Here is a 19,657-nt window from a genome sequence, read left to right on the forward strand (position 1 = left end):
CCTAAGCAATATCATTCAATCATGGCGGCGTGCACCAAGGCCTTGAGTTCAGCCCGGGATGGATAGGAACTGGACGGCGACAATTGCGTGAAGAACACAGCCGTCAGATCGTTCTGCCAGTCGATCCAGAAATAGGTCGAGGCCATGCCACCCCAGCTGAAATCACCGACGGACCCTGGCACGCGCACCCGACCCGGGTTGAGGACAATCGACCCTGCAAGGCCAAATCCCATGCCTTCCATGGGCTGTTCCGCAAAGCTCTTTGGTCCCATCGAAGCGATATCACCCGGCAAGTGGTTGCGCATCATGAAGTCCACCGTTTTCGGGCCAAACAGTTGATGCCCGTTGCCGGACCCGCGATTGCGAAGCATGTCAACGAACTTGACATAGTCATCGATTGTGGAAACCAGCCCACCGCCGCCCGAGAACGTTGTCGCATTCGCGAATGGAGAGGTTTCGTGGGCATCCACCAGCCGCAAGGTATCGCCTCCTTGATCTGCGGAATTCAACGCCATCGCGTCGCCAGCCAGCGGCGTATAAAGCGAGGCGAACCGGTCCCCTGCCCCGTCGGGCACGGAAAACCCGGTTTCGCGCATCTCGAGGGGCGCCAGGATTTCCTGCCGGAAGAATTGTTCCAAGGTCTGTCCCGAGACGACCTCGACAACGCGCCCAACCACATCGGTTCCAACCGAATATTCCCACCGTGTTCCGGGCTGGAAAGCCAAGGGTAGCTCTGCCAGTTCACGTACGCGATCTTTCAGAAGGCCCTGATTTGGTTTGAAAATAAGGTCCTTTTCATCCATCGCCTCCGGTAGTATCCCGGGATTGAACGGATAGCTGAAACCGCCAGTATGGGTCAGCAACTGATGAAGGGTCGGGCTTGCCGCGTCCTCGGTTTGATCCAGCTTGTCCGCGCCGGGTACCAGAGCCTGCATCTGTTTGAACTCGGGAAGGAAATCCGACAGCGGCGCGTCGAGGTGAAACAGCCCACGTTCCGCCAGCATCATCAAGGCAACAGACGTGACGGGTTTGGTCATCGAGTAGATGCGTACCAGCGTGTCGCGTTGGAACGGCAAGTCTTGTTCAAGATTTCGCAGGCCGCTGGAGTGGAAAAAGACCTCATCCCCCTTGTGCTTCAGCAAAAAGGACGAGCCCGCGTATTTGCGCTGCTCAACATAGCGGTCCATCCAGATGCGAATCCGGTTCAGGCGCGTTTCATCGAACATGACTTGTTTTCGAAGCATTTTTGAGTTCCACCAGAAGTTGACTAATATCGTGTACGCGTAGGGCCTGAAACAACAGCAAAACCCAGGCTGAAATGAATGGTTATACATGCAGAGCCAAGAGGCACGCCTTAAATCCAAGTGATACAGTGAAACCGTCACAGATTCGCTTGTAAATTGTTGGAAGGCGACGTGCCGTATTGGCCGGGAGGAATAGCATGACGCAAAGCTTAGATTTCGTTTACGATTTTTGCAGCCCAAATGCCTTTCTGGCCCACAAGATGCTGCCAGAGCTGGCCGCGCGGCATAATGCCAAGATCACGTATTCCCCCGTCCTTCTGCCTGTTGTTTTCAAGGCAACGCATAACCAAAGCCCGTTTCAGGCGTTTTCCGAAAACCGCCAGAAAACCGCCTATCTTACCCACGACTTGCATCGGTTCGCGCGGCGTCGCGGGCTGAGCTTTCACATGAGTCCGCATTTTCCGATCAATACGAAATTTGCGATGCGCGGCGCCCGGTTCGCCAGCGGTAAATCATGGGAAATCAAGTACATAAACGCCATATTTGACGCCATATGGGTGCATGGGCAAAAGGCGGATGAGCTGGCCGTTCTGATTGACATTCTACACGAAAACGAACTGCCGGTTCGCAAGTTGCGCGAGGCCATGACAAGCCCTGAAATCAAACAAGACCTGAAGGATCAGACCAAATCGTTCGTGCGCCGCGGCGTTTTTGGCGTTCCCAGCCTGTTTTACGGCTCTGAAATGTTCTTTGGCAAGAACAGCTTGCCGAACCTGGAAATTGAGCTGTCGAAAAACAAGAAACGAAACAAATCCAACACGTTGTGAGCAGGAGCGGCTTTGACCGCAGCGCGACTCAGAAGGCTTCGGCGAAGATATTGCCCGATGTTACAACGTTGATCCCACCAGAAACCGGGATAATCGAACCGGTTACATAACTGCCCCCGCGTCCGCACAGAAACAGCACGCACCCCGCTATATCTTCGTCACAGCCGACGCGCCCAAGCGGCACTGACTTGCCGACCTTTTCACGCTTGTCCTCATCCGCCGTAGCAAAGGCTGTCATCCGCGATACGAACGGCCCCGGAGCCAGCGCGTTGACCGTTACGTGGTAGGGCGACAGTTCCTTGGCCATGATTTTTGTCAGATGCAGTACCGCAGCCTTGGAGGCTGAATAGCTATAGGCGCCATCCCCCATGGGAACCTCTCCCATCACGGACCCGACGTTCACGACCCTGGCCGGATCGTCTGCGGTTCCGGATTGCATCAACATCGGCAGCAGCCTCTGGGTAAGCTCGAATACCCCAGCCACGTTGACCGACATCACCTTGTCCCACGCGTCATACGGAAATTGGCCCATGGGTGCTCCCCAGGTCACGCCAGAATTATTCATAAGAATATCAAGCCTTTCCGTCCGGTCCTGAATGTCCGAAACCAGTTTGGCTATACTTGCCTCGCTGCCGATGTCTCCGGCAAACCCTTCGGCACTTCCCGGTGCCTCCAGTGCATTCAGATCGGCGGCGGCCGCGACACACGCGTCCCCGTTCCGAGAAGCGATCAACACGCGCGCGCCGGCCCTGACCAACGCCTCTGAGGCCATCCGACCGATACCCGTGGCGCCTCCGGTGACCAATGCGGTTTTGCCGGGCAGCGAGAAAAGGGTATCGGGGGTCATTGTCGTGTTCCTCTGCTAAATCTGATTTCGGTTGCATTCCGACCAGATTCAAAACCTTGTCGTCTTTACAGCAATTAGCCGTCCGCTGCGTTGGCGCGAAACCGGGTTGCACCAAAATTCCACATGACAATCTTCAATCGCATCAGACACGGTTTGCAAGGATTACTCAGCGTCGCAAAGGGCCGGCCGATAAGCCTGGGTAGTTTCAATGTTCGGATACTGAAACCGACGACAATGCGCCCGAAAACCTGTTTTCCCGCTAACGAAAAGCGGATGTAGATGTGCGGCCCAAGTCCAAACGGACGCGCGGCGTCGTCATGTCGAAGGACTGAACTTGGTTTACTCTTCCATCTCAAGGTCTGTTTTCAGGGCAACTGTCTGTATTCAATCCACCAAAGTCAGGTAGACAACCCGGCCTTTTCGCGTCTATGAACCAAGTATGGGGATCGTGAAAACATGCATAACGTTTTGGTATTGAATGGCCCAAACCTCAATCTGCTTGGCACACGGCAGCCCGAGGTTTACGGCAGCACGACACTACATATGATCGAGGACCGTTGCGTTCAGCATGGCGCCTCCATTGGGCTGGACGTCACCCACCTGCAATCCAATCACGAAGGTGTGCTGCTTGACGCCATTCACGCGGCCCGCGGTGTACAAAGCGGGCTGATACTGAACGCAGGCGCGTTCACGCATACGTCGATTGCCCTCATGGATGCGATTGCATCGGTGGAACTGCCGGTTGTCGAAGTGCATCTTTCCAACATTCATGCCCGGGAAGCCTTTCGGCACAGGTCCTACATAGCCCCGGTCGCACTGGGTCAGATCTGTGGCTTCGGTGCCCACAGCTATATCCTCGCGCTGGACGCGCTCGCGGCCCATCTGAAGGCGGGCAGCGCGACATGAAGCTCAAGGAATATCTTCGCTTTGTCAGCTACGCCAAAACCCTGGAAGACCTGTGGGACGCACATTGCCGCCAAATGGCCGAGTTCGGATTTACCCGCCTGATCTATGGGTACACGCAATTCCGGACGGCCACGTCCTTGGGTGACCCGGAAGATTTCGTAATCCTGACGAACCACAAACGGGCTTATGTGGACGGGTTCATCAAGGATGGTCTGTATTTTCACGCTCCGATGTTGAAGTGGGCCTTGGACAACGAAGGCGCCGCCAGCTGGAAAATGTTGCAGGACATGAGCTCGGGCGGAACGATGACCGCGAAGGAGCGCGAAGTTTTCGAGTTCAACAAATCCATGGGCGTGGTTTCCGGCTATACCGTAAGCTTCAACTCGGTTTCCATGCGCTCGAAGGGGGCGATTTCCCTGTCGGCCAATGATGGGCTGAGCCAGGAAGATGTGGATGCGGTCTGGGAAGAGCACGGCGACGACATTCTGCTTATGAACAATGTCGCCCACCTGAAAATCCTGACATTGCCGTTTCTTCCGCCGAACCGGGCACTTACCAAACGCCAACGCGAAGCTTTGCAGTGGGTTGGTGACGGGAAAACCACTCAGGATATCGCGCTGTTGATGGGACTGACATCTGCAACGGTAGAGAAGCACCTGCGACTCGCGCGCGAGGCGCTTTCGGTCGAAACGACGGCACAAGCGGTTCTCAAGGCGTCACTGCACAACCAGATGTTCATTATGGAAGTATAACCGCAATATTTTGACGCTATCCCGCGTCAGTTTACCCTAGGTAAGGAAATCACTACTTTTCAAACCAATCGTAAAAGTTGCAAAGTGAGAGTGTTCCGTGAGTGGTGGCTTTAGCCAGGGAACATTGGATTGGATCTTTGCAATAACAAAGCTCTCCGATCACTCTGACAAGGGGGCGCTTATTTGTCCGCGTACCGGTGTCGGAATTTTGGGGGGCCTCGACCATCCCCATCATGCGGGGCCCTCCAATCCTTCTCTACTTATGGAAGTATGCTTTTTGCCGGTGGCAGAAAAAAAGGGTTACGCAGTGCGTAACCCTTTAGATTTGTTGGGAAAGGCCGTTGCCGGTACTTTCCCTGTAACGTTTTAGCCTTGCGCGGCTTTGGCGACTTCAGCAGCGAAATCTTCTTTTTCAACCACGATACCTTCGCCAACTTCCAGACGGATGAAGCCGGTGATGGTTGCGCCGGCTTCCTTGGCCGCTGCTTCGACGGTCAGGTCAGGGTTCACGACAAACTGCTGGTTCAGCAGAGTCGATTCCGCGACGAACTTCTTCATACGGCCTTCGATCATCTTTTCGATCACTTGCTCCGGCTTGCCGGATTCGCGGGCGATGTCCATCTGGACCTGCTTTTCTTTTTCGACAATTGCCGGGTCCATGTCTGCTTCGGACAGGGCCGCCGGGTTCACAGCCGCGATGTGCATTGCAACCTGCTTGCCGATCGCTTCGTCGCCACCGGTCAGAGCAACCAGAACGCCGATTTTGCCCATGCCGTTGGTGGCTGCGTTGTGGACGTAGGACACAACAGTGTCGCCCGACAGTTTGGCCATGCGGCGTACCGACATGTTCTCGCCGATGGTGGCGATCTTGTCGGTCAGGGTGTCGGCAACGGATTTGCCACCCAGATCAGCAGCCAGCAGCGCGTCAACATCTGCAACGCCTTCTGCGGCAAATGCGATCTTGCCAACCATTTCCTGGAACTCGGCGTTTTTCGCAACGAAGTCGGTTTCCGAGTTCACTTCGACAGCAACACCGTTGCCACCGTTGACGTGGACTGCAACCAGACCTTCTGCTGCGGTACGGCCCGATTTCTTGGCCGCTTTGGCCAGACCTTTGGTGCGCAGCCAGTCAACGGCTTCGTCCATGTTGCCGCCGGTTTCGGTCAGCGCTTTTTTTGCGTCCATCATGCCTGCGCCGGTCGAGTCGCGCAGTTCTTTAACCATTGCTGCTGTGATTGCCATCTTTAGGCTCTCCTCAATTCAAACGGAATTGGGGCAGGTCATACCCTGCCCCATATGTCATTTACGTGACGGGCAGCTTACGCTTCGGCTTTGGCTTCCGGTGCGGCTTCTGCTTCGGCGGGCGCTTCTTCTGCAACGACTTCTTCAACCGGTGCTTCTTCGAATGCGCCAAGGTCAACGCCTGCCGCACCCATCTGAGCGGTCATGCCGTCCAGAGCGGCACGTGCGGCCAGATCACAGTACAGCGCGATGGCGCGGGCTGCGTCATCGTTGCCGGGGATGATGTAGTCAACGCCGTCGGGCGAGCAGTTGGTGTCAACCACAGCCACAACCGGGATACCCAGCTTGTTGGCTTCGGCGATGGCCAGTGCTTCTTTCTTGACGTCGATAACGAACAGCAGGTCAGGAACGCCGCCCATCTCGCGGATACCGCCCAGCGAAGCCTGCAGCTTGGCCTGGTCACGCTCCATGCCCAGACGCTCTTTCTTGGTCAGGCCTTCGGCGCCCGATTCCATCGCTTCGTCGATCTGGTTCAGACGGTTGATCGACTGGGAAACGGTTTTCCAGTTGGTCAGCGTGCCGCCCAGCCAGCGGTGGTTCATGTAGTACTGAGCCGACTTTTCAGCCGCTTCCGCGATCGGGCCAGCAGCCTGACGCTTGGTGCCAACGAACAGAACGCGGCCGCCTTTGGCAACGGTGTCACGAACGGCCTGCAGCGCCTGGTCCAGCATCGGAACGGTCTGGGTCAGGTCCATGATGTGGATGCCATTGCGCGAGCCGTAGATGAACGGGCCCATGCGGGGATTCCAACGCTGTGTCTGGTGACCGAAGTGTACGCCAGCTTCCAGCAGCTGACGCATGGTGAACTCGGGAAGAGCCATGCTATGTTTTCCTTTTCCGGTTTACGCCTCGGCGGGGGTGAAAGAAGCGAATGCTCCAACCGGCGGGCCAGATAGGGATGTCTCCCCTACAAGGCCCAAACCCCGCCTGCGGGTTTGAATGGCGCGCGTATACGGCAGGTTTGAAGGCAGCGCAAGGGTCAAACCCTTATTTTTCAAGCCGCGCCAATGCATGCGCGTGGCGCACTGCTGCCTCGCAATGGGCCGCCAGTTCCTTGCGGTTGGCGAAATCCCTGACCCGGGCGGGTGCGTGATAGATCAGTTCGACGGACCCCTGCCTGCGCGCGCCCAATGTCTTGAGCAGATGGGGCGCGAAATCCATATCACCCCACCAGCCATAGAACCGGTCAGGCTGATCTTTCGGCGCGTGAAACACCACCGAGACCGGTTGAACATACATAAAATCCCGCAGCTCGTCTGCGAAGAAAGCGGCAAAAAGCGTTGTTTTAAATGGCAAAACACGCAATCCGTCGGTCGAGGTGCCCTCGGGAAAAAACAACAGCTTATGTCCGGCCTTCAGGCGTTCTTCGAAGATCGCCGTCTGCTCGCGGGCCTTTTTGCGATCCCTCTCGATGAATACGGTCCCGGTGGCCCGTGCCAACCATCCGATACCCGGCCAGTTCGCAACTTCTGCCTTGGACACGAAGTAGACCCTTTTGCGGGCGTTCAAGGCAAAGATATCCAGCCAGGATGTGTGATTGGCGACAACGGCACCGTGTTCCTTCATCAACGCGCCCGAGCAGCGAAGTCCGATTCCCAGGATTCGGAACGCGTTTCGGCACACGAACTGGCTGATGAACGGTGTGACGGGGCGACGAACACCACAAAGTGGCAACTCGATCAGTCGAATGGCCAATAGAACTATCAGCCCACCGAACACAAGGATGGCCAAGGGCAAGCCCCTCAGGATCACCAGAATCCAGCCGACAAAACCCAGTTCGATCGGATCCGGCGCATCCTCACTGTTCCAAAGCGGATCATTCACCGGATCAAGCTCCGCCATAGATGCGCTTCTGCCGCTCGTTCATACGGCTCGTATCCAGGATCAGGCACACATCGGTGGTGTTGAAGGAATGATCGATGAACGCCCCCTCACCCACAAACCCGCCAAGCCTCAGATAGGCTTTGATCAGGGCTGGAACCTGCACCATGGCACGGCGACGATCCAGCGCGTCCGGTGCGACAATATCCATGGTCTGAAACACGCTCGGCTGGGCGCGCACCCGCAGGTCTGGCGGCGCCAGATGATTGTGATGCAGCATCGACAGCGGCTGGGCCAGTTCCTGAACATCCGTGCCGTGAAAGCTGGCGACGCCGAACAGAACTTCGATCTGGCGTTCGGCCACATAGCGAGAGAGACCATTCCAGAGATGATACATGGCCGTACCGCCCCGGTAGTCCCTGTGCAGGCACGACCGGCCCAGTTCCAGCAACTTGCGGCCACTTTGCTTGAGAATGCTCAGATCGTATTCGTCTTCGGAATAAAACTGCCCCAACTCAGCGGCGCGATCCCCCGGTAACAGCCTGTAAACGCCGACAACTTCTCCGGTCGCATCATCAAGGGCCAGCATGTGATCGAAATAGGGATCAAACCGGTCCCGTTCCAGCCCGGCCACATGATCGACCAGCGCCCCTCCTCCGCCGAGTTCGCGCACAAATACGTCATAACGCAACCGCTGCGCTGCGCGCAGTTCGTCCTGGGTTTCCGCCAGTTTGATCGTGAACGAGGGGCCAGCGTCCGGCATGTCAGACTTATCAATCCTGTTTTATCAACGCGGCTGATACCTCAGTTCTTCGGGGGAAGGCAACAAGTGGGAATCTGGTCTTTTCCGTTAACTCTTCTTAAACCAGTTTCACGGATCAAAGACCGGCATCAGGGCGATGCGTGTTCCGTCGATTACCACTTTCCCCTGCTCGCGAAAGTTTACGGTGATCTTACCTGCGATGTTGGACTGAACCTGTCCGACACCCCATTCGGGGAAATCCGGGTGGCGAACAAACATGCCCGGTGCAAGAATAGCATTCATGTCTGTCATTTGGGGCTTCCGGTTCCTGCGGCAGATACCGCAGGAGGTATGCATGGGCAACACGAACGTCAACCTGGCTGAATTGATCGGCTCACGGATCTGCCACGATCTGATCAGCCCGATCGGGGCGATCACCAACGGGCTGGAGCTGTTGGACATGGTTGGTGCTGTCCAGGGCCCCGAGATGGAGTTGATCTCGGGCAGCGTCGGCAGTGCGGGCGCGCGTATCCGGTTTTTTCGGGTTGCCTTCGGATCAGCAGGAGAACAGCCGCTGGGCCGCGCCGAAGTGGCCGAACTGCTCAAGGACATCGAACGCACCGGACGGGTGCGGGTAAACTGGTTTATGACCGAGCCCATACCGCGCAACCAAATCAAGCTGGCGTTCCTTGCGCTCATGTGCTGCGAAAGTGCCATGCCGATGGGCGGAGAGGTTGAGATCGAGAACCAAGGCGCCAATTGGACAGTGACCGGAACTGCCGATAAGTTGAACGTAGACAATACCTTATGGAAACACGTTGCAACCGGCCGGTTCCCCAACAAGATTACCCCCGCACAGGTCCAGTTCGCTCTGCTGCCGGAAACGGCAAACGCGATGGGTCGGCGCGTTTCCGTGGAAACCGCTGCGACCCGCCTTGTGCTGCGTTTTTAATCCCGAATCGTTCCGTTCCCGCGCACCAGATATTTGAAACTGGTCAACTGGGCGGCCCCCACCGGGCCGCGGGCATGCATTTTGCCCGTGGCGATACCGATCTCGGCGCCCATCCCGAATTCACCACCATCGGCGAACTGAGTCGAAGCGTTGTGCATCAGAATCGCGCTATCCAAGCGCTCAAAGAAACGGGCCGCGGCCCTGTCATCCTCGGTCATGATACAGTCGGTATGGTTCGACCCGTAATGTTGGATATGCGCGATGGCGGCGTCGATATCGACGACGGGCTTGGCCGCGATCACGCTGTCCAGAAACTCTTTTCCCCAATCCTCCGCCGTCGCGGGAATTGTACCCTCGACCGCAAGTGCGCCTTCGGCGTGTACCTCGACCCCTGCTTTCAGCAGCGCGGCGATCACGTCACGCCCCAGCGTTTCGGCGATGTCCTGATGGATCAGCAGGCATTCGGCAGCGCCGCAAATCCCGGTACGGCGCGTCTTGGCGTTCAACACCACGTCCAGCGTTTTCTGCGGATCAGCGGCCTTGTCGACATAGATGTGCACGATGCCTTCAAGATGGGCAAAAACAGGCACACGGGCCTCACGCTGGACCAGCCCGACCAACCCCTTGCCGCCGCGCGGAACGATGACGTCGACATAGTCGGTCATGGTCAGCAATTCCTGAACCGCCGCACGGTCACGCGTCGGCACCAGTTGAATCGCATCTTCCGGCAGATCGGCGGCCTTCAGCCCCTCGACCAGGCAGGCATGAATAGCAGTCGAAGAATGAAAGCTCTCGGAGCCGCCGCGCAGAATGACGGCATTTCCGGATTTCAGACACAGCGCACCTGCGTCGGCCGTGACATTGGGGCGGCTTTCATAGATTACGCCGATCACACCCAGCGGGGTGCGTACGCGTTGAATTTTCAATCCGGTCGGGCAGTCCCATTCGGCCAGCACTTCGCCCACCGGATCGGTCTGTTCAGCCACCGCGCGCAGACCATCAACCATGCCCTGAACACGCGCCTCATCCAGCATCAGCCGATCCATCATCGCCGGGCTCAGACCTTTTTCTCGGCCGAACTCCAGATCCTTCCGGTTGGCTTCGATGATCTGCGCCCGATTGGCCCAAACCGCGTCGGCCGCTGCAATCAGGGCGGCATATTTGCGTTCTGGGCTTGCAAAAGCCAGATCGCGCGATGCCGCTTTGGCACGTTTCCCAAGATCAGCCATCAGAGCGGGAATGCTGTCGAAATCTTTCATGTCGCGTGCCTTTCAGGTCGTCTTTTCAGTATTTACAGAGCCAGATCATCCCGGTGAATCAAGGCCGCACGGCCGGGATATCCAAGGGTCGCCTCGATCTCGGACGACTTGCGCCCCTTGATCGCGTCAGCCTCCTGCGCGGTGTAACGGCTGATCCCCTGCGCCAGCCGACGGGCTTTGGGGTCAAGGATCGCGACAGGGTCGCCGCGCCCGAAATCGCCGGTCACTTCGACAATACCCGCGGGCAACAGGCTTTTGCCATTTGCCAGGGCGTTGGCAGCCCCTTCATCGATGGTGATTTCGCCACGCGGTTTCATGGCTGAAATCCAGCGCTTGCGCGCAGCGTGCGGATCCAGCGTTGCGGTAAACCACGTACAGTTTGCGCCATTTTCCAGCGTTTTCAGAGGGTTCAGAACCGACCCTTCCGTGATCGCCATCGCACATCCGCCCGCGGTGGCCATCTTGGCGGCCAGCAGCTTTGTCTTCATTCCGCCCTTTGACAAGCCAGAGCCCGCATCGCCCGCCATGGCTTCGATCTCGGGCGTGATCTTGTCGATTGTTTCGAAACGCGTGGCCGAGTCGTCCTCGTTGGGGTTGCCCGAATAGAAACCATCGACATCCGACAGCAGGATCAACTGGTCCGCCCCCACGGTCACCGCGATTTGCGCGGCCAGACGATCATTGTCGCCATACCGGATCTCATCCGTTGCCACGGTATCGTTTTCGTTGACGATCGGCACGACACCCAAACCCAGCAGAGTTTCCAAAGTCGCGCGTGAATTCAGATAGCGGCGGCGATCCTCGCTGTCCTCCAATGTCACCAAAACCTGCGCCGTGGTGATCCCATGAGGCGTCAACGCCTCTTCATATGCGCGCGCCAAACGAATTTGCCCGACGGCAGCGGCAGCTTGCGACTTTTCCAAAGGCAATGTCGCCATGGACAGCCCCAAAACGCCGCGGCCCAGTGCAATCGACCCGGACGAGACGAGGATTACATCTATCCCCTGCCCCTTGAGCCATGCGACGTCCTGCGCCAACGAAAACAACCATTCCTTGCGCAACAGGCCGGTTTCGCGATCAACAAGCAAAGCCGACCCGATTTTGACAACCAATCGGCGCGCTGAAGTCAGGGTTGCCAAGGCTGCGTCTCCTCAGCGGATTTCTGACGAACACGATTGTCATCGATCTGGCCGCGCAACGCACGCAAAACCTCGGTTACACCTTGATGAGCAACACCGGACATCATCATCACAGGGCCGCCAACGGCCTCTTCAAGCTCGGCTTTGGCCAAATCACGTTCTTCGTCATCCAGTGCATCGACCTTGTTCAGGACGGTGATCCGGGGTTTCTGGGCCAGTTCGCCACCATAGGCCTCCAGCTCGTGGATAATTGTGCGGTAATCATCGGCAACCGTTTCCGAGGTACCATCGACAAGATGCAGCAGCACGGCGCAGCGCTCAACATGACCAAGAAAGCGGTCGCCTATCCCGCGTCCTTCATGCGCGCCTTCGATCAGGCCGGGGATGTCAGCCACCACGAATTCCACGTTGTCGACCCCCACGACACCCAGATTTGGGTGCAGCGTGGTAAACGGATAATCCGCGATCTTGGGCCGCGCGTTTGACGTGGCTGCAAGAAAGGTCGATTTGCCTGCATTCGGCATGCCCAGCAGGCCCACATCGGCGATCAGCTTCAGACGCAGCCAGATCGTGCGGTCAATGCCCGCCTGCCCCGGATTTGCACGCCGGGGGGCCTGGTTGGTGGCCGATTTGAAGTGCAGATTGCCGAAACCGCCATTGCCCCCTTTCGCCAGTAGAACGCGCTGTCCCACCTCGGTCAGATCGCAGATGACGGTTTCTTCATCCTCATCCAGGATCTCGGTGCCAACAGGCACACGCAGGACAATGTCATCGCCATCCTTGCCGGTACGTTGCTGCCCCCTGCCCGGCTGGCCGTTCTTGGCAAAGAAATGCTGCTGATACCGGAAGTCGATCAGGGTGTTCAGCCCGTCCACGACCTCGGCCCAGACAGAACCGCCCTTACCGCCGTCCCCGCCATCAGGGCCGCCGTATTCGATGTATTTTTCGCGTCGGAAGCTGACGCAGCCGCTACCGCCGGCCCCGGACCGGATGTAGACCTTTGCAAGATCGAGAAATTTCATGGTCTGTCCCCTACTGCAAAGGCCCCATCGGCCACAAGTCAGAGTTTTTTACTGTATGTCCAGGTGGGCACATTCGCATCACGCGCCACCGAATAGCTTTCTGCATCGCCAAGATACTGGAACCCGCAATGAGTCAGGACCCGGGCCGACGCCGGATTGTCTTGAAACACGCTGGCAAACATCGTCGCGTTTTTCAGCGGGTTGGCATTTACCAGTGCTTCGACAGCCATCGACGCAATGCCAGTGTTCCAGTAGATCGGCGCCACCCAATAGCCGACTTCGGACTGGTTCCGATCCAGCCGCTTCAGCGTGATCAGACCAATCAGTTCCGGACCGCCGTCCTTGGTGGCATCCATGACCCAGACGTCCTCGTCCCGGTCCTCGGCCATCGAGCGCGTCACAAAGGCCTCGGTCGAGCCGGGGGCCAAAGGATGTGCAATACTCGTCGTCATGCGTGCCACACGCTCATCGCCGGCATAGTGCTCGATCAGCCCCATATCCGACCGGCGCAGAGGGCGCAGATCGAACCGCTCGGTTTCTATGACCGGCTGATTTATTATTGTTTCAAGTTTCATGAGTGTGTTCCTCCTCCGAACAACACGAAAAGTACGGACGCAACAGTGAGACTGGCTAACGTCCACATCAGATATTTTTCCGCGGGCCGACCTTCAACCACGTGGGCAATTCTATCTCCGGCAAAAGTCCAGATCGGGTGTAAAATCACCTGGCAAAACAATAAACAGAGAGCGATCGTGAACGTCGCGTTAAGGCTGGACGTGCCAGCCGCGACAAAGCCGGTAAACCCGGCAATGATCATCGCCCAAGCTTTTGGATTAAGGGGATGAACGATCAAACCCGCCCAAAAACCGGGCACCTCTGCGGCGGTTTCACCGCGCGTAAGGCGCATGTTGGCAATTTTCCACGCAAGCCAGCAGATATACGCCGCCGAGGCGTATTTCAGCACCAAAAAGACAAACGGTGCCTGATCCGCAAGCTGCAACAGTCCAAATCCAACGGGCCAGATGATCAGCTGCTTACCCAGGATCACCCCACCCACGAATGGCAGCGCGGCCCGAAAGCCATAGCGCGCACCAGTGCCCAGCAGGACCATATTGGCGGGTCCCGGTGTGCCGATCTGACTGGCGGCGAAGATCAGGAAACTGGTGGTGGCGACCGTCATGTCCGCGCTTCCCATGTGTTCCTCTGCAGTTCCATCCACTGCAGAGCCACAGCTTCGCCGGTCGAACGCACAACGGTTTCAGACCGCGAAGTTGGAACAAAGCCAAGCTTGGACAGCACCAAACGCGAGCGTTCATTGCCAAGATGGTAAGAAGCCTTCAGGCTATTGCTGTCGCCTTTGAAGTGACGGTGAACAACGGCGCCTGCGCTTTCGGTGGCAAAACCTTGCCCCCAATAGGACTGTCCTAACCAATACCCGAGTTCGTCACCTGCAGATACAGTTCCGATCAGTTTGCCGTCTTTTTCAATCGCAAACGCATCGTAAACTTGTGACGCCAAATTGGTGACAAAGTTCTCCGCGTCTTCAATGCTAAAAGGAAACGGAATGCTGGTTACCCAGCGCGCCACATCGAGGTCATTCAGAAGCGTGACCAGACGCGACGAATCCTCACGCCGGAACCGACGCAGGACAAGACGCTCTGTTTTAATCACTTCGGTCATGAGACCACTCCTGAAAACGAGAAAGGGGACCGGCACTTTGTGCCGGTCCCCCATGAATTTTTCTTAAACCTTCTGGGTTTCGGCTTACTCTGCGGCCTCCGCCACTGGCAGGACCGAAATAAAGGTGCGGTTTTTCAGTCCCTTGTGGAACTTCACGGCGCCATCCACAGTTGCAAAGATGGTGTGATCTTTGCCCATGCCTACGCCTTCGCCCGGCCAAAACTTGGTGCCGCGCTGACGCACGATGATGTTGCCTGAAATGGCGGCCTGGCCACCATACAGTTTGACGCCAAGGCGGCGACCCGCTGAGTCGCGACCGTTACGGGAGGAACCGCCAGCTTTTTTATGTGCCATTCTCTCTCTCCTTAGCCTTTGGCCAGCTCTTTGGCCTGCTCAACCCATTCGGGTTTCACTTTGACCGTTTCGATAGCAGCAATCTGCTCGTCCGACAAGGCGGCCAGAGCGGCAAAGCTCTCGATACCGGCTTCAACCAGCTTTTTGGCAGCGGCAGGGCCGACACCGTTCAGCTTGGTCAGATCGTCAGCGGCAGCAGCGGCGGGTGCCTCTGCTTTGGCTGCAGCTTTCTTGGCAGGCTTAGCAGCAGGTGCCGCTTCGCCAGCCGGAGCCGAACCGGTTGCAGCCTTGATGCCCGACTTGTCCGCGCCCGACGACAGGATGTCGGTGATCTTGACCAGAGTCAGCTTCTGACGGTGGCCAACGGTACGCTTCGAGCTGTGCTTACGACGGCGCTTGACGAACTTGATGACCTTGTCACCTTTGATCTGTTCGATCACTTCGGCCTGTACGCCTGCGCCTTCAACGAAAGGTGCGCCAACAACCGGAGCGTCACCGCCCAGCATCAGAACATCGTTGAATTGAACTTTTTCACCTGCGTCGGCAGCCAGCTTTTCAACGCGGAGGATATCACCCGCCTGAACCTTGTACTGCTTGCCGCCAGTCTTGAGGACCGCAAACATGCGTCTTTCCTTTGTCTAACCGCGTTCTGTGGTCCCCTTCCGGGAGTTTTCGGCCCCAAGACACTTGAAAGCCACCTCGAACAGCGCGCCCTTTTCGGGCTGTGTGAATGACCATCAGGACATCCCAAGGGTCAAATAATAACGATACCCGGCACGGAAAACCGGCCGGGATGCGCGCTTATCCATAGATCGCCGGGAAAAGTCAACACCAAAGCGTCGTCAGAGATCAGACGCCCTGAGTGTCTGTGCGACCGTCCGCCCCAATCGGAAAGAGATATCGTTGAACATCCGGTCAAAGCCGTCAAACAGCGCCTCATTCAGGGCGCGCCCGGTTTCGGTTCTGGAAAACGCAATATTCTCGCGCATCTGGGCCTCGTCCAAGGGCCGATAGGCCATCAGAAGAAAAGAATAAAGCCACGCCTCGGTTTCTGCTGCGCGGCTTTCTTTCTGTGAAAGAAGTTCGGCCAGCAATTCCTGATCGTCGCCTTGCGCATCGACATCAAGACCCTGAAAGAAGCTGAAGTCGGAACTCAGCGCCCCATGAACGTTCTTTTCGACAAGGTCATTCGCCTGGATGTACTCATCGACCAACTCGAAACGGGTCGAGTCGCGCTCAACGGACTCGTAAGCTTCGCGGGCCATGTCCTCGATGGCCTGGTCCGACATCGCCTGCCGGGCCGAGTTTTCCAGCGACACGATCGTCTGACCAAGATCGCTTTCGAAAAACAGGATCGCCTGATCAAGCTGGGCAACGGACAGACCCGCCTCAAAGGCATCCGTCAGGAATTCCTGCATCCAGACCGGGTCGTAAATATCTTTGACCTGCGCTTCAAAATAGGCGCCGCCGGTATTGTCCAACAGCGTTTCGTCAAGTTCCTCGCGGTGACCCTGACCTTCCTGTACGAGAATTTCCATCACATGCGACAAGTGCATGGCCTGCGCCAGCCGGTCGACCTTTTGATCGGCCAGCAATTGAGCGCCCCACAGAACAAACGCAATCGCCAGAAAAACGCGGTGCATCAAATATCCTGCGCGGGATGCAGTTCGGCCATTCGGACCGCAAGTACTTCGAACCGCATGGCCATGATTTCGTATTGGATCGCGTTCAGCAGTTCATACACTTCCTGCATCAGGGGTTGTTCCAGCGCCTCGACATACGAGTCGACATCCGCATCGGAAAAGTCCTGATAGGTATAGGCTGCCCCCGCAAGGCTGGACAGTTGCAGCGATTGGCGCATACCGGCTTCGTTCCGCTTCATCAGCGCACGCAATTCATCCGCATCCAGTTGCAGGTCAATGACACCTGATGCGCTGGCTGCCAGAAGAAAACGCACCTGAATTTCTTGCAGGGCCCGCACTGCGGTACCGGTCGAATCGATCGCCTTGTTCATACGCTTGAAACTTTCGACCCGCTGCGATCCGTCCTTGATCAGGTCTGCGATGATTTTTTGGCCTTCCAGCTGCTTAGCTTCATCGTCCTCAAGCATATGCGAGACGTTCTCGGCCTCTACCAGGCGCTGCCCCAGATCCGACGCATAAAAGTCAACCGCGTGTGTCAGGGCCTCATCACTCAGGGTTTGTTCGAGGATGGAAACCGCGGTCTCATGCATGGCGCCGACGTCAAAGACTTCGTCTGCCAGACGCGTCCAATCCGATCCGAATCCATCCGGATCAATCCCCAGCATCTGGGGGGCAGACCTCGAGCTTAGCGCGATGCTTTCCAGGGCAACGTCAAACCCGGTCGTGGTCAGAAAGGCCTCTATCCGATCGCGGCTGGCGGCGGAAAGTTCCATGGGGATCAGAACAAGCGCAAAGAGCGGGGCCAGAAACCAAAAGGCGGAGCGGCGTACAAACTGTATCATAGATATCAGACTAGGAGTTTTGCGCTGGCAGGCAACGGAAAATCCCGGGTTTCTTCAATTCCCGAATTTTCTGCTTGCACCCCTGCCCGTTCCTCACTAAATCCCCCCCTCACAGACCCCCGCGGAGAGGTGCCGGAGTGGTCGAACGGGGCGGTCTCGAAAACCGTTGTGGGTGCAAGCCCACCCAGGGTTCGAATCCCTGTCTCTCCGCCACTATCCCAATGCTGGCTCAATGCTGCCTTTGGCCCTCAGGAAGCGCCCGAAAATTGGTTACGTCTGCGGGCCATTCCCGGCGGATCGCTGCCAAAACCGGTCGCCTCATCTTTGTGCAGGCGTGTTCTTGCCGCGTTTCAAAGGACAATGAGCATAGCCCGGCTTATACTCTATTCTGCTGAGAATTATCGGGAATTCCCCTTTGTACCTGAGTTATTTTTAGCGCATCCCGGCGACACAATTTCCAAAGGAGACACACATGTCGCGTACTCTTATTCTTGCCATCGTCATCGCCGCAATTGGCGCTGGCGGATACTATTACCTCAATCAACCCGAACCCACACCCGCTGAGCGTTTGGAAACTGCGGCAGAAGAAGCCGCCGAAGCGGTGACCGACGCAGCTTCATCTGTACAGGACGCTGCCTCTGACGCTGTCGATGCCGCGACCGAACAAGTCGCCGAAGCAGCTTCGTCGCTGACGGACCAAGCGACAGAAGCCGCGTCATCGGTTGCAGATCAGGCAAGCGAAGCAGCGTCATCGGTGGCGGATCAGGCCTCTGATGCGGCTCAGGAGGCCAGCGATCAGGTGGCCGCGCTGGCCGGTCAGGGGCAGGAGTTGCTGAACTCATGGATTCAGGAAGGCAAGCTGGACCCGACCAACTTCGACTATGATGGCATTATGACATCCATTCAGGACAGCACTCTGGCCACCGATCTGAAAGATCAGGCGATCAAGATTGTGAACGATATCAAGGATTCGCCTGAAACGATTGTTCAGAAAATTCAGGAACTGACCAACCTGCTGACCCAACAGTAAAGTGTTGAAGGCCGATCCACGGGTCGGCCTTTGCCCCTGGGCGCATCTGCGCTGCCCCTACGTTACGGTGTCGTTGAATTGACCTCTTGCGCGGCTTTTGATTGGCTGTGCCTGACAAAATGCCCGCGCCCTGCCCGACTGGTCTGAAGGCTTTTCGGACAAGGCGCGCGCTTTGATTCAGCCAAATTCGAGGATCAACCGATGACCGACCTGCCCCAGACTATGTTCGCCGCAATCCTTAAGCATGACGGGTATTCCGGTACGGCCACCGGACCGGCCATTGAAACCGCCGCCGACTGGCTGGAAGAAGCCGAAGTTCCCACGCCTGAACCCGGCCCGGGCCAGGTGCTGATCCGTTTGCGCGCGGCTTCGGTCAATCCGTCCGATCTGCATTTCATCAAGGGTGAATACGGGCAGCCGAGGGTAAAGGGATCCCCCGCCGGATTTGAAGGATGCGGAGACGTCGTGGCCGCAGGAAAGGGCGCCGAGGCCTTGCAAGGGCAACGCGTCGCGTTCGTCGCCGCCGGATCGGGGGCCTGGGCGGAATATGTCGTCACACAGATGCAGATGTGCATCCCTCTGCGACCTGATATCTCGGACGATGACGGGGCCGCCCAGATCGTCAATCCAATGACGGCGATGGCTATGGTGGATATGGCCAAGGCCGACGGCGATGCCTTTGTGGTATCAGCCGCGACCAGCCAGTTGGGCAAGCTGATGTGCAGCCTTGGTCGGGATCTGGGTTTGAAGCCGATCGCTTTGGTACGCCGGGCCGAGACGGCAGGGATGTTGAAAGACCTTGGCACGGCCGAAGTGCTTGTGACAACCGACGAAGACATTGTCGCAAAGTTTGCGGATCTGAGCGCGCAGCTGAAACCGCGCGTTTTTCTGGATGCCGTGACGGACCAATTGTCCGAACAATTGTTCTGCGCCATGCCCAACCGGGCGCGCTGGATCAGTTATGGCAAGCTTTCTACCGAGGCGCCGACACTGACTCAGACAGGGCAGTTGATTTTCATGGGAAAGCGGATCGAAGGGTTCTGGCTGACAAGCTGGATGATGTCGACCCCGCCCGCCGATCAGATGCGAGTTGTGGCCGAAGTTCAGGCCCGGTTTGCCGACGGGCGCTGGAAAACGGATGTTTCTGAACACCTTACACTCAGAAATCTTGTGCCAAACCTGGCTGATGCGCTGAAAAAGAGTGACGGCAAGGTGATAATAACGCCATAGTAGAACAAACCCGCGTCACCGGAGGATGCGCGCGGGCGGAACGCGACACCGGCAAACCGGTCGAG

At 57.3% G+C, this 19,657-nt stretch carries 23 protein-coding genes and 1 tRNA gene; 7 read left to right on the top strand and 17 right to left on the bottom strand.

Annotated elements, in window-relative coordinates; translation table 11 throughout:
- Positions 1-11 precede the first annotated feature (11 nt).
- Entirely contained in the window at positions 12-1,244 is a 1,233-nt protein-coding gene (locus tag GS605_RS05275) for a serine hydrolase (RefSeq protein ID WP_171723279.1), read from the bottom strand.
- Between the two features lie 197 nt (positions 1,245-1,441).
- On the opposite strand from GS605_RS05275, the gene GS605_RS05280 reads away from it, so the two are divergent.
- On the top strand, positions 1,442-2,071 hold the full coding sequence (locus GS605_RS05280) for a 2-hydroxychromene-2-carboxylate isomerase (protein WP_171723280.1): 630 nt from the start codon (positions 1,442-1,444) through the stop codon (positions 2,069-2,071).
- 28 nt (positions 2,072-2,099) lie between these two features.
- Here GS605_RS05280 and GS605_RS05285 read toward each other — a convergent pair whose 3' ends face one another.
- Positions 2,100-2,918, bottom strand: coding sequence for an SDR family oxidoreductase (locus GS605_RS05285; RefSeq protein WP_171723281.1), 819 nt, complete (start codon positions 2,916-2,918; stop codon positions 2,100-2,102).
- A gap of 456 nt (positions 2,919-3,374) precedes the next feature.
- Between GS605_RS05285 and aroQ the strand changes: the two genes are divergently transcribed.
- A complete protein-coding gene (gene aroQ, locus GS605_RS05290) occupies positions 3,375-3,824 on the top strand; it encodes a type II 3-dehydroquinate dehydratase (RefSeq protein ID WP_171632493.1) in 450 nt (149 codons plus the stop codon).
- Entirely contained in the window at positions 3,821-4,576 is a 756-nt protein-coding gene (locus GS605_RS05295; RefSeq protein WP_171723282.1) for an autoinducer binding domain-containing protein, read from the top strand. The genes aroQ and GS605_RS05295 overlap by 4 nt, the downstream gene beginning before the upstream one ends.
- A 366-nt stretch (positions 4,577-4,942) precedes the next feature.
- Here the strand turns inward: GS605_RS05295 and tsf are convergent, their stop codons facing one another.
- The 5 genes from tsf to GS605_RS05320 all read right to left on the bottom strand — a co-directional run bounded on the left by tsf (position 4,943) and on the right by GS605_RS05320 (position 8,753).
- Complete coding sequence (gene tsf, locus GS605_RS05300; protein WP_171723283.1) at positions 4,943-5,818, bottom strand: translation elongation factor Ts; 876 nt, start codon at positions 5,816-5,818, stop codon at positions 4,943-4,945.
- A gap of 77 nt (positions 5,819-5,895) precedes the next feature.
- Positions 5,896-6,699 carry a 30S ribosomal protein S2 gene (gene rpsB / locus GS605_RS05305; RefSeq protein WP_171723284.1) on the bottom strand — a complete coding sequence of 268 codons (804 nt, stop codon included), beginning with the start codon at positions 6,697-6,699 and terminating at the stop codon, positions 5,896-5,898.
- Positions 6,700-6,865: 166 nt separating this feature from the next.
- On the bottom strand, positions 6,866-7,720 hold the full coding sequence (locus GS605_RS05310; protein ID WP_171723285.1) for a 1-acyl-sn-glycerol-3-phosphate acyltransferase: 855 nt from the start codon (positions 7,718-7,720) through the stop codon (positions 6,866-6,868).
- Positions 7,707-8,462 (bottom strand): GNAT family N-acetyltransferase, encoded by a 756-nt coding sequence (locus GS605_RS05315; protein ID WP_171723286.1) that lies wholly within the window; start codon positions 8,460-8,462, stop codon positions 7,707-7,709. Before GS605_RS05315 ends, GS605_RS05310 begins: the two co-directional genes overlap by 14 nt.
- Before the next feature lie 108 nt (positions 8,463-8,570).
- A complete protein-coding gene (locus tag GS605_RS05320) occupies positions 8,571-8,753 on the bottom strand; it encodes a DUF3553 domain-containing protein (RefSeq protein ID WP_050602459.1) in 183 nt (60 codons plus the stop codon).
- Between the two features lie 43 nt (positions 8,754-8,796).
- Between GS605_RS05320 and GS605_RS05325 the strand changes: the two genes are divergently transcribed.
- Entirely contained in the window at positions 8,797-9,393 is a 597-nt protein-coding gene (locus GS605_RS05325) for a histidine phosphotransferase family protein (protein ID WP_171723287.1), read from the top strand.
- Here GS605_RS05325 and GS605_RS05330 read toward each other — a convergent pair.
- The 10 genes from GS605_RS05330 to GS605_RS05375 form a co-directional block, all read right to left on the bottom strand.
- Positions 9,390-10,652, bottom strand: a complete 1,263-nt coding sequence (locus GS605_RS05330) for a glutamate-5-semialdehyde dehydrogenase (protein WP_171723288.1) — start codon at positions 10,650-10,652, stop codon at positions 9,390-9,392. The genes GS605_RS05325 and GS605_RS05330 overlap by 4 nt on opposite strands.
- A gap of 32 nt (positions 10,653-10,684) precedes the next feature.
- The gene (gene proB, locus GS605_RS05335) at positions 10,685-11,791 is read right to left on the bottom strand and encodes a glutamate 5-kinase (RefSeq protein ID WP_171723289.1); all 1,107 of its coding nucleotides are present in this window, start codon (positions 11,789-11,791) and stop codon (positions 10,685-10,687) included.
- Entirely contained in the window at positions 11,779-12,813 is a 1,035-nt protein-coding gene (gene obgE / locus GS605_RS05340) for a GTPase ObgE (protein WP_171723290.1), read from the bottom strand. Before obgE ends, proB begins: the two co-directional genes overlap by 13 nt.
- A 38-nt stretch (positions 12,814-12,851) precedes the next feature.
- Positions 12,852-13,388 carry a GNAT family N-acetyltransferase gene (locus GS605_RS05345; RefSeq protein ID WP_152457964.1) on the bottom strand — a complete coding sequence of 179 codons (537 nt, stop codon included), beginning with the start codon at positions 13,386-13,388 and terminating at the stop codon, positions 12,852-12,854.
- Positions 13,385-13,993 carry a LysE family translocator gene (locus GS605_RS05350; RefSeq protein ID WP_171723291.1) on the bottom strand — a complete coding sequence of 203 codons (609 nt, stop codon included), beginning with the start codon at positions 13,991-13,993 and terminating at the stop codon, positions 13,385-13,387. Before GS605_RS05350 ends, GS605_RS05345 begins: the two co-directional genes overlap by 4 nt.
- Positions 13,990-14,493, bottom strand: coding sequence for a GNAT family N-acetyltransferase (locus GS605_RS05355; RefSeq protein ID WP_171723292.1), 504 nt, complete (start codon positions 14,491-14,493; stop codon positions 13,990-13,992). The genes GS605_RS05350 and GS605_RS05355 overlap by 4 nt, the downstream gene beginning before the upstream one ends.
- An 84-nt stretch (positions 14,494-14,577) precedes the next feature.
- A complete protein-coding gene (gene rpmA / locus GS605_RS05360; RefSeq protein WP_058271644.1) occupies positions 14,578-14,847 on the bottom strand; it encodes a 50S ribosomal protein L27 in 270 nt (89 codons plus the stop codon).
- An 11-nt stretch (positions 14,848-14,858) separates the two neighbouring features.
- Positions 14,859-15,470 (bottom strand): 50S ribosomal protein L21, encoded by a 612-nt coding sequence (locus GS605_RS05365; protein ID WP_171632514.1) that lies wholly within the window; start codon positions 15,468-15,470, stop codon positions 14,859-14,861.
- 219 nt (positions 15,471-15,689) lie between these two features.
- Entirely contained in the window at positions 15,690-16,490 is an 801-nt protein-coding gene (locus tag GS605_RS05370) for a DUF2059 domain-containing protein (protein WP_171723293.1), read from the bottom strand.
- Positions 16,490-17,332: a DUF2059 domain-containing protein gene (locus tag GS605_RS05375; RefSeq protein WP_171723294.1), complete on the bottom strand. Its 843-nt coding sequence runs from the start codon at positions 17,330-17,332 to the stop codon at positions 16,490-16,492. Before GS605_RS05375 ends, GS605_RS05370 begins: the two co-directional genes overlap by 1 nt.
- Positions 17,333-17,455: 123 nt before the next feature.
- Between GS605_RS05375 and GS605_RS05380 the strand changes: the two genes are divergently transcribed.
- The 3 genes from GS605_RS05380 (at position 17,456) to GS605_RS05390 (ending at position 19,592) form a co-directional block, all read left to right on the top strand.
- Positions 17,456-17,545: transfer RNA gene (locus tag GS605_RS05380), tRNA-Ser, on the top strand.
- Positions 17,546-17,804: 259 nt separating this feature from the next.
- Entirely contained in the window at positions 17,805-18,362 is a 558-nt protein-coding gene (locus GS605_RS05385; protein WP_171632522.1) for a hypothetical protein, read from the top strand.
- 201 nt (positions 18,363-18,563) lie between these two features.
- The gene (locus GS605_RS05390) at positions 18,564-19,592 is read left to right on the top strand and encodes an alcohol dehydrogenase catalytic domain-containing protein (RefSeq protein WP_171723295.1); all 1,029 of its coding nucleotides are present in this window, start codon (positions 18,564-18,566) and stop codon (positions 19,590-19,592) included.
- Positions 19,593-19,657: the final 65 nt, after the last annotated feature.

It is taken from the genome of Ruegeria sp. HKCCD7559 (assembly GCF_013110575.1).
Lineage (GTDB): Bacteria > Pseudomonadota > Alphaproteobacteria > Rhodobacterales > Rhodobacteraceae > Ruegeria.